Origin of the sequence: Pseudomonas arsenicoxydans (assembly GCF_006438915.1) — a bacterium.
Classification (GTDB): domain Bacteria; phylum Pseudomonadota; class Gammaproteobacteria; order Pseudomonadales; family Pseudomonadaceae; genus Aquipseudomonas; species Aquipseudomonas arsenicoxydans_A.
In genome coordinates this window covers 470493-486114 of record NZ_RCZE01000004.1, presented here as the reverse complement: position 1 = coordinate 486114, position 15622 = coordinate 470493, and the positions used below count along the sequence as shown (strand labels likewise).

Here is a 15622-nt window from a genome sequence, read left to right as displayed (position 1 = left end):
AAGGCGGTGTGACAGTCAACATCATCGCTGAATGACACACCGCCTTCGCGAGCAAGCCCGCTCCCACATTTGTTATGGGTGTTCCTTGGGATCGGGTTTGGCCAGCAGGGTGTAGATGCACGGCAACACGAACAACGTGAACAACGTCCCGATCGACATCCCCGTAGCGATCACCATCCCGATATCAAACCGGCTCACCGCCCCCGCGCCCGTGGCAATAATCAACGGCACCATGCCAAATACCATCGCTGCCGTGGTCATCAGCACTGGCCGCAGCCGGATTGCCGCCGCTTCCTCCACCGCTTCGCGAGCGGTCAGGCCTTTTTCCTTGCGCAGCAGGTTGGCGAATTCGACGATCAGGATCCCGTGCTTGCTGATCAGCCCGATCAGCGTCACCAGCCCGACCTGGGTATAAATGTTCATGCTCGACCAGCCGAGGAACAGCGGGATCAACGCCCCGCAAATCGACAACGGCACGGTCACCAGAATCACCAGCGGGTCGCGGAAGCTTTCAAACTGTGCGGCCAGTACCAGGAAGATGATTGCCAGAGCCAGGGCAAAGGTTACCCACAGCGCACTGCCTTCCTGAACGAATTGCCGCGACGCGCCGGCATAGTCGACGGCAAAGCCCGCCGGGGCTTCTTCCCGGGCGATTTGGCGCACGGTGTCGATGGCCTCACCCATGCTGACCAGCGGCACGCCGGAAAGGATGGCCGAGTTGAGTTGCTGGAACTGGTTCAGTTGTCGCGGTCGCGCACGGTCGGTCACGGTAATCAGCGTCGACAGGGCCAGTAATTCGCCCTTGTTGTTCTTCACGTAATAGTTGTTGAGCCAGTCCGGGTTATCCCGGAAGGGACGTTCGACCTGGGCGATGACCTTGTAGCTGCGGCCTTCGATGGTGAAACGGTTGATTTCCGCCTGGCCCAGCAACGTCGCCAGCGTTCCGCCCAGGTCCTGCATCGAGACGCCCATCTGCGCGGCTTTGGCGCGGTCGATGTCGACCACCACTTCCGGCTTGTCGAAGGCCAGGTCGACGTCGACGAAGGCGAATTTTCCGGACTCCATGGCGCGCTTCTTCACCCGGTCCATTACCTGCAACAGTAACTCGTAGTCGTTGGCCGTGTTGATCACGAACTGAAACGGCAACCCTTGGCCAGTACCGGGCAGGGAGGGCAGATTGAAGCCGAAAATCTGCAACCCGGCGATGCTCTGCAGTTTGCGCTGGACCTCGGGCAGGATCGCCATCTGCGTGCGGTGACGTTCATTCCACGGTTTGAGCAGGAAACCACCAATCCCCGATTGCACGCCGTTGAACCCATTGATCTGGAACGAGGAGTAATACTCGGGGAACTCCTTGAAAATGGTGACGAATTCGTCGGTATAGGTGTTGAGGTAGTCGAGGTTGGTCGGTTGCGGGGCGTTGGCCAGCATGAAAATGATGCCCTGATCCTCGTCGGGTGCCAGCTCCGACTTGGTAAATTTGAGCAGCACCGGAATCAGGCACAGCACGATCACCGCAAACACCAGCACCACTGGCCGGGTGTTCAGGGTGCCGTGCAGCAGGCTTTGGTAACGACGCTTGAGACCTTCGAAAATCCGGTCCAGGCGGTGGGCGAGGCCACTGGGATTTTCGTCGTGACGCAGCAAAAAAGCGCACATCATCGGTGACAGTGTCAGTGCCACCACGCCGGAGATCACCACCGCCCCGGCCAGTGTCAGGGCGAATTCCTTGAACAACGCGCCCGTCAGCCCGGTCAGGAAACCGATCGGCGCGTAGACCGCCGCCAGGGTGATGGTCATCGAGACCACCGGCATCGCAATTTCCCGGGCGCCTTCGATGGCCGCATCTAAAGGCGTCTTGCCTTCCTCGATATGCCGGTGAATGTTCTCCACCACCACGATCGCATCGTCCACCACCAGCCCGATGGCCAGCACCATCGCCAGCAGCGTCAGCAGGTTGATCGAGTAACCCATCATCTGCATGAAAAACATCACGCCGATCATCGACAGCGGAATGGTCACCACCGGGATCACCACTGACCGCAGCGCCCCGAGAAACAGGAACACCACGACGATGACGATCAGCACCGCTTCGAACAGGGTTTTCACCACTTCATCGATCGAAGCCTGAATGAACAGCGTGGCGTCGTAGGCGATTTCACCTTTGAGGTTCGGCGGCAGCTGGGCTTCCAGTTCCGGCATGATCTTGCGCACTTCCTTGATCACGTCCAGCGGGTTGGCGCCCGGCGTGGCCTTGATGCCGATGTACACCGAGGGTGTGCCACCGAAGGAACTGATGGTGTCATAGTTCTCCGCGCCCATTTCCACCCGCGCGACATCGCTGAGCAGCACGCGGCTGTCACCGTCGACCTTGAGCGGAATCGCGGCAAAGGCTTCAGCGGATTTGAGCTCGGTGTTGGCATTGATGCTGGTGACGACGTATTCGCCTTTCACTTCGCCGGCGGCGGAGAGGAAGTTGTACTGGCGGACCGCGTTGGTCACGTCGCTGGCGCTGAGACCAAAACCGGCCAGCTTCACCGGGTCCAGCCACAGGCGCATGGCAAACACCTGGTTGCCGAGGATCTCGGCTTCGGCCATGCCGGGCAGGGTGGCCAGCTTCGGCTGGATGACCCGCGACAGGTAGTCGGTGATCTGCGGGTTGCTCAGTTCCTTGCTGAAGAAGCTGATGTACATGAGTGCGGAAGCGTCAGCCGCTTCCTTGCTCAGCACCGGGTCTTCGGCGTCCTGAGGCAACTGGTTCTTGACCTCGTTGGCCTTGGCCAAAAGCTCGGTGAACAAGCGGTCGCTGTTGGAACCGATACGTGCGTAGATCGAGATCACCGAGAAGTTCTGGCGACTGACCGACGTCATGTAGTCGATACCCTCGGCGCTGGCCAGGCTTTGCTGCATCGGTTGAGTGATGTAACCCTGGATGGTTTCGGCGTTGGCCCCGGGGTACGCCGTGGTCACCGTGATCAGGGCGTTTTCCATTTGCGGGTACTGGCGCAACGGCAGTTTGCTCCAGGCCTGGAAGCCCAGCAGCACAATCAACAGGCTGACCACGGTCGCGAGAACCGGGCGGCGGATGAACGGGTCGGTAAAAGCCATGGGGATTCCTTGATCAGTCCGCGCGCGGCTGACTGTTCTTCTCGGCTAGGGTCTTGTCGTCGCTGATCGCGATGTGCGCACCGTTGTCCAGTTTGATCTGGCCGGCCGTGACCACTTTTTCGCCGTTCTGCACACCTTTGGTAATCATCACCAGCCCGTCGCGGCGCTCGCCGGTTTCGATGAAACGCCGTTCGGCGATCAGGATCGGTTGGCCCTTGTCGTCTTTTTCCAGGCTGCCGTCTTCGGCTTTTTTCTGCGCGACGACGTAGATCGAGTTGCCGTACAGCGTGTAAGTGATCGCGCTTTCCGGTACGACAATGCGTGGTTGCGGGTCGGGCAACAACACTTGCAGGCTGGCGAACATCCCCGGCAGCAACGTGCCGTCGGGATTGGCCAGGGTCGCGCGAACCTGGACGTTGCGCGTGCTGTTTTCGACTTTCGGGTTGATCGCACTGATGGTGCCGGGGAAGGTTAGCGTCGGGTAGGCCGCGACAATGACCTGCACCGGTTGGCCGAGAGCGATCTTTGGTATCGACTGCTCGGGGATGAAGAAGTCTACATAGAGGCTGCTGAGGTCTTGCAGGGTGGCAATCATGGTGCCGGTGGCGACGTAATCACCGATGTCCACCTGACGAATGCCGATGGTCCCGCTAAAGGGCGCGGCGATGCTCTTTTTGCTGAGCGCGGCCCTGAGCTGATTGACCGTGGCTTTGCTCTTTTTCTGCACCGCTGACAGTCGGTCGAATTCGCCTTTGGAAATGGCCTGGCTGCCGACCAGTTGGCTACCGCGACCGTAATCGAGTTGGGCCAGCCCGAGGTCGGCCAGCGCCGTTTCCAGCAAGGCACTTTCCACGGCGCTGTCGAGTCGCAGCAGGGGTTGGCCGGCCTTGACCTTTTGCCCTGACTCGAACTGCAAATCGACGACGGTGCCGTCGGTCTCCAGGCTCAGGTCCACGCCTTGCAACGCCTTGAGTGTGCCAACGGTGGGCAGGCGGGCTTGCCACGGCCGTTCGGTGGCGGTGGCCACGGCGACACTGATCGGCGGTTTTGGCGCGGAGAAGCCTTGAATCATCGTGTAGATGGAGAAGGCTTTATAACCGGCCAGGACCAGCACGATCAGCAGAACAACACCCAACATGATCAGCATGCGGCGACGCAGCATATTTCCAGTTCCTTGGAGAAAATCAGGTGAGACAGGGAGGCACATTACTCCGAGTGCGCGGGTGATTCCAACTGACACATTTCACAGTCAGGAAAACGAACACAAAACCTGTGGCGAGGGAGCTTGCTCCCGCTGGACTGCGTAGCAGTCCCATTTTTCAGGGCCGCTGCGCAGCCCAGCGGGAGCAAGCTCCCTCGCCACAGGGTAAGCATGTCAACAGGGGAGTGGAATCAGATGAGATGCAGGTGGTTATCCCAGAGGCCGGCCGGCAGCTCCAGGGGTTTTGCAACAAGGTTTGTCTGGCGGCAATCGTAGTAGCGGCAGCGGCCCTGACCCGAGGTCACGACAAAACCATCGGCCACCGCGCCGACGCCGGCGCAATCTGGCAGTGGCGCATCCAGGCGCAATTCGCCGCTGTCCAGGTCCCAGATGAAGAAGCGATTGCCCCGTGGCGCGGTCAACGCCACCAGGCGCAGTTCGCTGTGCACCGCGACGCTGGCGGTGTAATGCCCCATCGCCTGCAATTGATGCTCGGGCACCGGGAACGCCACGAACGGCTGGCCGGGACGCTTGATCGCTAACAGCTCCGATGACTCATGGGACGGCCCCATGAATTGCTGACCGGCAACGATGGTGCCGTCGCTGGCGATCCCCAGATGCCGCACGCTGTTCATCTGTTGGGCGAGGGTTTCCTTGCTCAACAGCGTGCCATCGCGTTGCATCAGTACCAGGCTTGGCTCCATGGCGTTGAGGTTCATCTCGACCCGGCTTTCGGCTTCGGTGCGAATGCCGCCGTTGGCCACCACCAGGGTTTCGCCGTCGGGCATCCACGACACCTGATGCGGGCCGATGCCATGGGTGGAAATCTCGCCGCTGTGCACCAGCCGCTCACCTTCGAACTTATACACACCGAGCAAGCCGCGGCCCGGATCGGACGTATCGTTCTCGGTCGCGTACAGCCAGTCACCGCTGTTGTGAATGACTGCGTGCCCGTAGAAATGCCGGTTCGGCAGCGAGGTCACGGTTTGCAACAACGTGCCGTCGCGCAGGTCGATCAGGTAGCTCTCGGTGCCCGGACGACGGGCCACGAACAGGGCGATCGGCAACGTCGGGTGGTTGATGATGTCGTGGCAGCGCTGGCCGACCTGGGTGGCGAACACCCGGGTGCCGTCCAGCCGATAACCGACGGCGTAATGCTTGCCATCGGTGTCGTCCCGCGCCGACAGCAGCAGCGGGCTTTTGTCCTTTTGCTTGAACAGCGTCCAGCTGCCCAGTGTCACTGCTCCCAGCAGCAAGCTACCTAAAGTCAGAGCCTGACGTCGCAGCATGGCACTCGTCCTCATCAGTCACCGTCGTTGGCGTTGAAGCCCAGTTGAATGCCCAGCGCCTTGGCCAGTTCGCCTTCGTGCAGACGGTGGACCACGTTGAGGCTGTCGTAGAGATCGTTGAGTTGCTGGCGACCGGCATCGTCGTTGAGCATTTCGGTCAGCGAGCGCTGGTTGCTGGCGAACAGTTTCAGCGAGGCGGCGTAGGCAGCATCGATCTTGTCGGCCAATGGTTTCTGCTCGCTCGGCAACAGACCGCGCAGGCCTTTGTTGTCGACGCCTTCCCACACGGTTTTGGCCGCGGCGAGGCTGGCTTCGAGGCCGGTCAGGGACGACTGGCTGCGCCATGCATCGGCCTGGAACGGCTGCGGCACGCCCTTGCTCTGGCGGCCCATTGGCGTGCCGAGTTTTTTCTTCAGGGTGTCGATGGCGGTGACTTGCACACGCAGCAAATCGGCGATGGCTTCGTGGGAATCGGCGTAGCGCTGGTTCGGGAATTTGCTCATTTGCGCGAGCATGCCGTCGGTGTTGTTCCAGCTTTGCAGAATCTCTTCGGCCAGATGTTTCTGGCGCTCGCCGATGGCTTTCAGCAGCGGGCAATACTTGGCTTTCTGTGCGTCGTTGGCCACGTCCGGCTTGCTGTCGAACAGAATGTATTCATAAGCCGAGAGGCCTTGCACCACCACGCTGGACTTGGCCAGGGCAGCGGCATCGATCTGCGGCTGCGCGGTGACCAATTGCTCGACCTGACGGCCGACCAGGTTCTTCTTGTCCGGCCAGAACTGCACCTGCCACGAACGGTTGCCCTCGGCCAGTGGCCCGATCAGCAATGGTTGCAGCTCGGCCCAGGCCTTCTGCGCGTGCAGGAAGTCGGCGCGGGCGGTGTCGAGGTCTTCCTTGCCTTCGCAATAGGCGAGGGCGCTGACGGCCAATTGGCGATCAGCTTCAACCCAGCGGGTGTAGGTCGGCAGGATCACCGATTTGGCAATGGCGGCCGACGTCACGGCTTGCGGGTCCTGCGGTGAACAGGCGCCCAGTGCGAGTGCTGCAAGGCTGGTGAACAACAATTTGGGGCGGAACATGTCGGGCTCCCGATTCTTTATAAGTGTTTAAAGAGAATTCAAAAACGCCAGCAACGCAGTGCGCTGCTCGGCATTGAAAGACAAAACCTGTTGCTGCGCGGCCTGAGCTTCGCCGCCATGCCAGAGCACGGCTTCGAGCAGATTGCGCGCGCGGCCATCATGCAAAAACTGGGTGTGGCCACTGACCGCTTGCGTCAGGCCGATGCCCCACAACGGCGGGGTACGCCAGTCGCGGCCACTGGCCTGGAATTCAGTGCGGTTGTCGGCCAGGCCGTCGCCCATGTCATGCAGCAGCAGATCGCTGTACGGGCGAATCACTTGATTGGCCAATTCAGGTTCGGCGGCGTTGGCGGCGGTGGTGTATTTCGGCGTGTGGCAGGACTGGCATCCGGCCTGGAAAAACAAGTTTTTGCCGGCCAGCACTTCGGGTGCGCTGACATCGCGGCGGGCCGGTACGGCGAGGTTTCGGCTGTAAAACAGCACCAGGCGCAGGATGTTGTCGCTGACTTCCGGCTCGCCATCGGGGCCGGTGCCATTCGGTGCCTGCTTGCACGCGGTTTGTGCGTCGGTGCAGTCGTCAAAAGGTCTCAGGCTGGTGGTCAGACCCATGTCGCCGGAAAACGCATGCACATTCTGTTGATTGAGGTTCGGTTGCCCGGCTTTCCAGCCAAATCGTCCGAGGACGGTTTTCTGTTGAACGTCATCCCAGACCCGGTTCGGACGTCCGGCGATGCCGTTTTTGTCCTTCACCTGCGCTTCGGCATTGGCCAGGATCGCTTCGTCGGGGATCGCTTCAAGCAAGCCCAGGCCAATCATTGGCGGGGCGACACGCGCCGAGAACCGGGTGTCGGGGTGCATCGGACCGTAGCCCAGTTGGGTGATGTTCAGGCTCGGCTTGCGCAGTTCGACTTCGGTGCCGTCCTTGAACCGCACTGGGACGGGCGCGTAATCGACCCGCACCTTGCCTTCCGGTGCAACACCCGGCACGGCCATGTCCTGGAACTGGCCACCGTAGACCGGCTCCGGCACTACGCCGAGCTGCTCGATGACCTTGGCATAGGCCGGTGCGTTGGGGATCGACAGGCGTACCAGCATCGATACGGCATTCGGCGCATCTGGCGTCGGCGGATGACCGCGACCGTCCTTGATGTGGCAGCCCTGACAGGCATTGGTGTTGAACAGCGGACCGAGGCCATCGCGGGCGGTGGTGGTCGACGGGGCAATAACCCAGGGGCTGCGGAAGAAACTGTTGCCGACGCTGAAGTCCACACGCCGGGACGGCGGCAGGTTGGCGGAGGGCAGGGAAAACGCGTTCTGATCGGTCTTGCGCACGGTCGCGCTGCCACCGGACCGGGCTTCGCCAGGTTCGGCCTTGGTAAAACGTGGGGCGTCATCGCAGGCACTCAGGCCCAGGGCCAGTAACAGTGCGGACAAGCGAAGAAGCAGCGGGGGCATCAGACATCCTGCGAGACGAGCAAAACAAGGGCGCAAAGTCTAACAGGGGATACGAATTTGAATAAGAGGAATTATCGTTTGCTTGATGTGGCTCAGTTTTTTCTGGAGAACCGCGATCCCCTGTGGGAGCGGGCTTGCTCGCGAAAGCGGTGTTTGCCGCACTGGAGATGTTGTCTGTGATGACCCCTTCGCGAGCAAGCCCGCTCCCACATTTGACCGGTGTGAAATCCGATTTTTGGGTGGGTATGAAAAAGGCGACCCTAAGGTCGCCTTCTTGTGCAGCCAGCGTTGATCAGAATTCGTGATCAGCGTTGTCCGGGTTCAGGTCGCTGATGCCCAGTTTGCCAGCGGCGGCTTCGATCGAACCGGTCTGTTTGACCAGGGAAGCGATCGCGTCACGGACGATCTGGTTGCCAGCGGTGTTACCGGCAGCGATCAACTGGTCGTAGTGCTCACCCTTGTTGGCGTGGTCAACCATGACCTGGATCTTGGCTTCGGTGGCGGCCAGATCCGCTTTCAGCTCGGTGTCGGCAGCCGGGTCGGCCTTGGCCACCAGGGAGGACAGGCTGGCACCGGTCATTTTGGTGCCGTCGACGCGGGTGTATTCGCCCAGGTACACGTTACGAATGCCTTTGGCATCGTAGAAGTGCGAGTTGTGGGTGTTGTCGCTGAAGCAATCCTGTTCGTCTTCCGGGGAGTTGGCTTCCAGGGACACCTTCATGCGCTCGCCCGCCAGTTCGCCCAGGGACAGGCTGCCCATGCCGAACAGCATTTTGCGCAGGCCGGTATCCACCGGTTCGGCTTCCAGGGTGGCGCGGTAGTTGTCAGCCACGTTCGGCTTCCAGTTGCCGACCATTTCTTCCAGGTCGCTGACCAGCAGTTGGGTCACGGACTTCAGGTAAGCGCGGCGACGATCGTTGTGACCGCCAGTTGCGCCTTTGCCTTCCAGGTAATCGGAAGCAGGACGGTTGCCGGCGCCAGGGCCGGTGCCGTTCAGGTCCTGGCCCCACAGCAGGAATTCGATGGCGTGGTAGCCGGTGGCAACGTTGGCCTCGGAACCGCCCAGCTCGTTCAGGCTGGCGAGTTTTTCCGGGGTGATGTCTTTCACGTCGACCTTGTCTTCGCCGACCTGGACTTCAGTGTTGGCGATGATGTTGGCGGTGGCACCCGGGTTACCCAGTGCGTGTTCGTAGGATTTGTCGACGTAATCGATCAGGCCTTCATCCAGTGGCCACGAGTTAACCTGACCTTCCCAATCGTCGATGATGGTGTTGCCGAAGCGGAACACTTCGCTCTGCAGGTACGGCACGCGGGCAGCGACCCAGGCAGCCTTGGCGGCTTTCAGGGTGTCGTCGTTCGGTTTGGCAAGGAAAGCGTCGACGGCGGTTTGCAGGGTTTTCGCGGTGGATTCGGCATCGCTGTAAACGGCGAAGACGATGTCGGCGTAATGCGCGACAACGGCTTTGGCGGCAGCTTCATCGACTTTGCTGGTCGCGGCAGCAGCAGTGCTGGCGGCCTGAGTCGGCGCTGGCGCGGCGGCGGTCTTGTCTTTGCCTTCGCCACAACCGGCGAGGGAAATAGCGATGGCCAACAGACTGGCGGTAGCCAGAGGCATACGAATCATGGCGAACATCCTGCTTCGAGAGGGTGGAAGGGCGCTTCACGCGCGCAAAACTGCGACATAATGCAAATCTTTCGCATTCTGTGTAAAGGGTGCAGGTGGAAATATTTCTTATTCGCGCGGCGCAGAACCTGTAGCCCTGTGGCGAGGGAGCTTGCTCCCGCTGGGTGGCGAAGCCGCCCCTGAACTTGCGACTCGGTTTCGAATGAACGATCGCGTCGTTTTGATTACGACTGCTGCGCAGCCGAGCGGGACGGTGCGACGATTCGACAAGCTCCCTCGCCACAGGGCGTTGCCCGCTCAGGATTGCGTTGTTTTAGAGGATCGCCGCGTTGCTGCGCTGGGCCTGTTTCAGGTAAGCGGTCAATTCACGGGCTGGCAGTGGCTTGCTGTAGTGGTAGCCCTGACCTTCGTGGCAGCCTTCGGAGATGATGTAGGCTTCTTGCTCTGCGGTCTCTACGCCTTCGGCAATGACTTGCATGCCCAAGCTCTTGCCCAACTGGATGATCGCGCGAACGATGGTTGCATCGTCGTCGTCATCGAGCAGGTCCTGCACGAAGCTCTTGTCGATCTTGATCTTGTCCAGCGGCAGGCTTTTCAGATAACTCAGTGACGAATAGCCGGTGCCGAAGTCATCGATGGCGATCAAGGCGCCGGAGCGACGCAGGCTCAACAGGTGCTGGGCGGCGGTGCTGATGTCTTCCATCAGGCCGGTTTCGGTCACTTCCAGTTCCAGGCTGCGCGGTGGCAGGCGGTACATTTGCAGCAGGTTGTTCACCACGCGCGGCAACTCGGCGTGGTGCAGTTGCACGGTGGACAGGTTCACCGCCATGCGCAGGTCGGGGAAGCCTTGATCGTGCCATTCGCGCAATTGTTTGCAGGCTTGGTCCAGCACCCATTCGCCGATGGCAATGATGGTGCCATTCTGCTCGGCCAGCGGGATGAACAGGTCCGGCGGCACCAGGCCATGCTCGGGATGCTGCCAGCGAATCAACGCCTCGACGCCCACCACCCGGTGATCGCGGTAGCTGATTTGTGGCTGGTAGACGAGGTAGAACTGATCGCGGGCCAGCGCATCGCGCAGGTCTTTTTCCAGTTCGCGACGGCGGCGCATCTCGGTGTCGACGCTGGCGATGTAGAACTGATAGCGGTTGCGCGAGCGGGTCTTGGCCAGGGTCATGGTCTGCTCGGCCTTTTGCAGCAGCTTTTCGGTGCTGTCACCGTCCTCGGGGAACAGGGTGATGCCGATGGTCGCGCGCAGGCGGATTTCCTGATGGTCGAGGGCAAACGCCGCTTCCAGGTCATCGAGGATGCTTTGCGCCAGCTCGGCGGCTTCGTAAGGTTGTTCGATATCGGCCTGGACCAGCGCGAACTGGTCGCCGCCCAGACGGGCGAGAGCGCCGAGTCGGCCGCTGTGGGCGCGCAGCCGGTCAGCCAACGCCAGTAGCAATTGGTCGCCGGTCTGATAGCTGAACTGTTCGTTGATGCCTTTGAAATCGTCCAGGCCAACCACTAACACCGCGACCCGACGCTGCAATTTGCCGGCGTCGACCAGGATTTTGTCCAGTTGTTGCTGCAATTGCTGGCGGTTCGGCAAACCGGTGAGGAAGTCGTACTGGGCCATGCGCAGCAGGCTGTTTTCCGCTTCGTGGCGCAGGTGGGTGTTGCGTTCGATGGATTCGAGCAGCTGGTTGGCGGTGTTGATCCAGATGCCCAGTTCGTTCTTTTCGTGCCCCTTGAGTTGCGGAATCTTGTGTTCGCTGGGGCGATCCGGGTTGATTTCGGTCAGGTGCTGGATGATCCGCGACAGCGGTTTGGTCAGCAGCCAGTGATAGACCAGGTACAGCACCAGGCCCATGGCCAAGGCGCGCAATACGCCGGAAATGAAGATGATGACGGAGCTGACGATGAACCCTTGGCCGTAGGTGGCGGTGTCGAGGGTGATGCTCAGGTCGCCGTAATACTCGCTGTAAGGGCCGCGACCCACCAGTTGGGTGGTGAAGGTGCGTTCCTTGCCGAGGATCAGGTCGGTCAGCCAGCGGCTGTTTGAATGCTGCAACTCGCGGGTTTTTTGCGCGAGCATGGCTTCGTTGGGGTGGCCGATGGAGGCCTTGCGCACGGCGTCGTCCTGGAACAGGCCTTCGATCACTTGCATGCCCATTTCCCGGTCGAGGCTGTAGACGGCCTGGGTAGACGGGTCGCGGAACATGTCGAGGATGCGTTCGGCATCGTTGGCCACGGCCTGGCGTGTCTTGTAGGCGTCGAAAACGATTTGCGCACAGCTCAAGACCACGCCGACGATCAATGCCGACAGGAGCACGACCCGGAGCAACTTCACCGACAAGCTGTTCTTGAGTTCCAGCTTCAAAGGGTTATTCCTTGTTCCGTGCGGGTAGCATCAAGTTGCCATGAGTATTGGCAATCCCGTGGTGGCAGTCAAAGGGACATTTATTCACAGGAGGTTTTGTCTGTGGGCTTGGCCGATTTGCTGTTGTCCGGGGTGTTTGTCCTATTAGTACTGTGTCGGTAGTTGGGTCCTTCAACTTGAGGGGATTGGGATAATTTTTCCTTCTTGGTTGATGGTAGTCGGCTATGGCGTTGGGGCAAGGGGGTTCAGGCTGGATTCATTGTCAGCAATTGACCTGTTTTCCGCGGATGGACATATTCCAAATGTGGGAGCGGGCTTGCTCGCGAAGGCGGCCTGGTAGCCGACCATTCTCTTCCCTGGTGTACATATCCATTTCTGCGGTAACGGCCGCTAATGGTTCCGCCCTTACGGCGTGTCACTTTGGCAAACGCCCCAAAGTAACCAAAGGTCTCGCCCCGAGCGTCCGGCCCCTCGCTAAGGCTCGGCGTTCCTTCGCTCCGGTATCCATCCGGGGACACTGCCCTCCGGTTGGCTTCGCTGCACCTACATGCAGCGTGTTCGACTGCGTCGAACGGCGCTACGCGCCACTCCCCGGATGCACACCTCCACTCAGCCTACCGAGGGGGCGGGTGAATCAAAAGCCAGATCAAAAGCTTTCAGGCGAGCTAACGCTCGGCCTGTTGAGTGGTGAGAAGCAAGGGCTGTACACCGACTGATCGTTCCCACGCTCCCGCGTGGGAATGCCGCCGGGGACGCTCCGCGTTCCATTTTTGTGTGTTTAAAGATGTGTAAAAAACACGGAGCTTTCCCACGCATTTTTCAGGTTGTCGGGTAGGAAGCCTTGTCTCTAACCTCTGGCTGTCGCTGAAAACTCAGCGACCGGGTGTGAGAGCCCGGCAACTTATGGTCATCCAGTGTCTGTACACGCATAATCGCCGCCAGCTTAATCGCTGCCAGTATTTGCGTTATGGCGGCTGTGTGCGGGCGGACTTCGGTCCGGCCGGGTGTCCATAACCGGTCTTCTCACCTCGCACATAGCTGCCACCTCTTCGCCGTGTGAGAAGCGGCAAGTGGGGGCTCCAACGCTGGAGAAATACAATGGACAAATTAATTCCCGATCCACCGGTGAACACTACCGATCCAGACGCCGAAGAAACACAATCCGAAGCATTCCTGCGGGACCGCGAAGCCATCAAACGCGCCCTCGACTACTACCTCGATCCCCCATCGCAATACACCGAAAAACCCCGCCGCCCCAGCACGATGTACATGATCGCCCCGAACATGGACACCGAAAGCCTGCTGGTTCAAGCCTGCGAATCACTGGCCTCTGCCAGCGTCATGACCAGTGATTTCGCCGTGAATCTGATTGGCCCGCAGCGCAATACGGTGTTGGCGATTCAGCAGATCATCATGTTGGCTGAGTTGGCGGTGAACCGGGCCTTGGATAACGTCGATCCGCAGACGTAGGTACTCATTCAGGTAAACCGCGTTATCGTTCTTCGCGAGCAAGCCCGCTCCCACATTTAACCGAGATCCTGCATGAGAATGCGGTCGAATGTGGGAGCGGGCTTGCTCGCGAAGACGGCCGGGCAGTCGACTCAATATTTGAAGTCGCACAGGGATCTCGAACATTTCCCAAGCCCATAAAAAAACCCGGCATAAAAGCCGGGTTTTTTGTCTGGCGTCGATCTTAAGCGGTGAAGGTTTTGCCTTCGAACTGCTCAGCCACGAATTTCCAGTTGACCAGGTTCCAGAACGCTTCGACGTATTTCGGACGAACGTTGCGGTAGTCGATGTAGTAGGCGTGTTCCCAGACGTCGCAGGTCAGCAGCGGGGTGTCGCCGTTGGTCAGCGGGTTGCCGGCGCCGATGGTGCTGGCCAGGGCCAGGGAACCGTCCGCCTTCTTCACCAGCCAGCCCCAACCGGAACCGAAGGTGCCGATGGACGTCTTGCTGAATTCTTCCTTGAACTTGTCGAACGAACCGAACGAAGCGTTGATGGCTTCAGCCAGCGCGCCGGTCGGTTGACCGCCGGCGTTTGGCGCCAGGCAGTTCCAGTAGAAAGTGTGGTTCCAGACCTGAGCGGCGTTGTTGAAGATGCCGCCCGAGGAAGATTTAACGATTTCTTCCAGGGTCTTGCCTTCGAACTCGGTGCCTGGCACCAGGTTGTTCAGGTTCACGACGTAGGTGTTGTGGTGCTTGTCGTGGTGGTATTCCAGAGTTTCCTTGGAAATGTGCGGCTGCAGAGCATCGTGTGCGTAAGGCAGCGGCGGCAATTCGAAAGCCATGATGATTCTCCTAATCAGGTCAGTTGCGGTGAGCGCAAGGCCGATCACGGGCGGCCAGACAAGCGCCGGGGAGTTTGTACTCTTTGCGGCGCATCGGATCGGATCATAGCACCGGGGGGGCGGCATAACCACGCAACAACTGTGTGGGATAGAGGTTCCAGAGCCTTTTGGAATAATCAGGGCGTGACGATTAATTGAAACGCCACCGCAAACATCATCACCGCCACCAGCAGATCGAGAATCCGCCAGGTGCTTGGCCGTGCGAGCCACGGCGCCAGCCATGCCGCGCCCAACGCCAAAGTGAAAAACCACAACAGCGAAGCACTGGCCGCGCCCACGACATAAGCGCCGGGTTCGGTTTGTTGGGCACCGAGGGAGCCGATCAGTAAAACCGTGTCCAGATAAACGTGTGGATTGAGCAATGTCACTGCCAAGGCGCTGAGCATCACCGCGCGCAGTGAGCGCACGGTCTGGTGTTCACCCTGTTGCAGGCTCTGTTTCGAAAAAGCCCTGCGCAGCGCCTGGCTGCCATACCAGATCAGAAACACCGCGCCGCCCCAACGGGCAACCGCCAGCAACGTCGGGTTATGCGCCAGCACCGTGGCGAGGCCAAACACCCCGGCGGCCACGAGCAAGGCATCGCAAACGACGCACAGTGCCGCCACCGGCAGGTGATGTTCGCGACGAAGACTTTGCGCCAGCACAAACGCATTCTGCGTGCCGATCGCCATGATCAGCCCGGCGGCCACCAACAGGCCGTTCACATAACTTTGCCACATGTGTTTTTACTCCGCGTTGGCTGCCAGGTCCCGCAGCACGGTCAGTGCGCGTTCGGCGTCGGCCTGACCGACAAACAGGTGATCGTGGTAGTAGCCGGCGATCACGTTGCAGCTGATACCGGCCTTGCCCAATGCGGTGGCGAAGGCGGCGGTCAGGCCGACCGCTTCCAGAGCCGAATGCACATTGAGGGTGATCCAGGCCGTAACGTAGTCGAAGCTGAAACCGGCCTGTTCGGCGTGGGAACGTTCCAGGATCACGGTCAGACCTTCCTGCTCGCGGAAGCTGCCGACAATCTCAAGGCCCGCAGGCAGCTTGCCGTCGAGCAGGGTGCAGAACACGTATTCGCCGGCGTTGAGTTGCGGGTTCATGCTGCGCAGCAGGGTTGCCAATGAAGTTTCGCCAGCCATGTCGGATTCCTTGATGAAGAGATT

General features: G+C 60.2%; 11 protein-coding genes. 1 reads left to right on the top strand and 10 read right to left on the bottom strand.

Annotated elements, in window-relative coordinates; genetic code table 11:
- Positions 1 to 72: 72 nt before the first annotated feature.
- The 7 genes from EAH78_RS11370 to EAH78_RS11335 all read right to left on the bottom strand — a co-directional run bounded on the left by EAH78_RS11370 (position 73) and on the right by EAH78_RS11335 (position 12121).
- On the bottom strand, positions 73 to 3108 hold the full coding sequence (locus EAH78_RS11370; RefSeq protein ID WP_140667616.1) for a multidrug efflux RND transporter permease subunit: 3036 nt from the start codon (positions 3106 to 3108) through the stop codon (positions 73 to 75).
- Between the two features lie 13 nt (positions 3109 to 3121).
- Positions 3122 to 4270, bottom strand: coding sequence for an efflux RND transporter periplasmic adaptor subunit (locus tag EAH78_RS11365; protein ID WP_140667615.1), 1149 nt, complete (start codon positions 4268 to 4270; stop codon positions 3122 to 3124).
- Positions 4271 to 4500: 230 nt separating this feature from the next.
- Positions 4501 to 5598, bottom strand: coding sequence for a DUF1513 domain-containing protein (locus EAH78_RS11360; protein WP_140667614.1), 1098 nt, complete (start codon positions 5596 to 5598; stop codon positions 4501 to 4503).
- Positions 5599 to 5612: 14 nt separating this feature from the next.
- Positions 5613 to 6677: an imelysin family protein gene (locus tag EAH78_RS11355; protein WP_140667613.1), complete on the bottom strand. Its 1065-nt coding sequence runs from the start codon at positions 6675 to 6677 to the stop codon at positions 5613 to 5615.
- 27 nt (positions 6678 to 6704) lie between these two features.
- Positions 6705 to 8132: a di-heme oxidoredictase family protein gene (locus EAH78_RS11350; protein WP_140667612.1), complete on the bottom strand. Its 1428-nt coding sequence runs from the start codon at positions 8130 to 8132 to the stop codon at positions 6705 to 6707.
- A gap of 292 nt (positions 8133 to 8424) precedes the next feature.
- A complete protein-coding gene (locus tag EAH78_RS11345; protein ID WP_140667611.1) occupies positions 8425 to 9756 on the bottom strand; it encodes an imelysin family protein in 1332 nt (443 codons plus the stop codon).
- A 313-nt stretch (positions 9757 to 10069) separates the two neighbouring features.
- Positions 10070 to 12121, bottom strand: a complete 2052-nt coding sequence (locus EAH78_RS11335; RefSeq protein ID WP_140667610.1) for a putative bifunctional diguanylate cyclase/phosphodiesterase — start codon at positions 12119 to 12121, stop codon at positions 10070 to 10072.
- Positions 12122 to 13219: 1098 nt separating this feature from the next.
- Here EAH78_RS11335 and EAH78_RS11330 point away from each other — a divergent pair.
- On the top strand, positions 13220 to 13591 hold the full coding sequence (locus tag EAH78_RS11330; protein ID WP_140667609.1) for a DUF6124 family protein: 372 nt from the start codon (positions 13220 to 13222) through the stop codon (positions 13589 to 13591).
- Positions 13592 to 13814: 223 nt separating this feature from the next.
- Here the strand turns inward: EAH78_RS11330 and EAH78_RS11325 are convergent, their stop codons facing one another.
- The 3 genes from EAH78_RS11325 to EAH78_RS11315 form a co-directional block, all read right to left on the bottom strand.
- Positions 13815 to 14411, bottom strand: coding sequence for a superoxide dismutase (locus EAH78_RS11325; RefSeq protein WP_008034365.1), 597 nt, complete (start codon positions 14409 to 14411; stop codon positions 13815 to 13817).
- A gap of 176 nt (positions 14412 to 14587) precedes the next feature.
- Positions 14588 to 15190 carry a LysE/ArgO family amino acid transporter gene (locus tag EAH78_RS11320; RefSeq protein WP_140667608.1) on the bottom strand — a complete coding sequence of 201 codons (603 nt, stop codon included), beginning with the start codon at positions 15188 to 15190 and terminating at the stop codon, positions 14588 to 14590.
- A 6-nt stretch (positions 15191 to 15196) separates the two neighbouring features.
- Positions 15197 to 15598 (bottom strand): ACT domain-containing protein, encoded by a 402-nt coding sequence (locus EAH78_RS11315; protein WP_140667607.1) that lies wholly within the window; start codon positions 15596 to 15598, stop codon positions 15197 to 15199.
- Positions 15599 to 15622 lie beyond the last annotated feature (24 nt).

What these genes read in the sequence shown, in the direction of transcription:
- EAH78_RS11355 (WP_140667613.1), bottom strand. Translation starts at nt 6,677, where the DNA reads ATGTTCCGCCCCAAATTGTTGTTCACCAGCCTTGCAGCACTCGCACTG.
- EAH78_RS11370 (WP_140667616.1), bottom strand. Translation starts at nt 3,108, where the DNA reads ATGGCTTTTACCGACCCGTTCATCCGCCGCCCGGTTCTCGCGACCGTG.
- EAH78_RS11325 (WP_008034365.1), bottom strand. Translation starts at nt 14,411, where the DNA reads ATGGCTTTCGAATTGCCGCCGCTGCCTTACGCACACGATGCTCTGCAG.
- EAH78_RS11320 (WP_140667608.1), bottom strand. Translation starts at nt 15,190, where the DNA reads ATGTGGCAAAGTTATGTGAACGGCCTGTTGGTGGCCGCCGGGCTGATC.
- EAH78_RS11345 (WP_140667611.1), bottom strand. Translation starts at nt 9,756, where the DNA reads ATGATTCGTATGCCTCTGGCTACCGCCAGTCTGTTGGCCATCGCTATT.
- EAH78_RS11350 (WP_140667612.1), bottom strand. Translation starts at nt 8,132, where the DNA reads ATGCCCCCGCTGCTTCTTCGCTTGTCCGCACTGTTACTGGCCCTGGGC.
- EAH78_RS11360 (WP_140667614.1), bottom strand. Translation starts at nt 5,598, where the DNA reads ATGCTGCGACGTCAGGCTCTGACTTTAGGTAGCTTGCTGCTGGGAGCA.
- EAH78_RS11330 (WP_140667609.1), top strand. Translation starts at nt 13,220, where the DNA reads ATGGACAAATTAATTCCCGATCCACCGGTGAACACTACCGATCCAGAC.
- EAH78_RS11365 (WP_140667615.1), bottom strand. Translation starts at nt 4,270, where the DNA reads ATGCTGCGTCGCCGCATGCTGATCATGTTGGGTGTTGTTCTGCTGATC.
- EAH78_RS11315 (WP_140667607.1), bottom strand. Translation starts at nt 15,598, where the DNA reads ATGGCTGGCGAAACTTCATTGGCAACCCTGCTGCGCAGCATGAACCCG.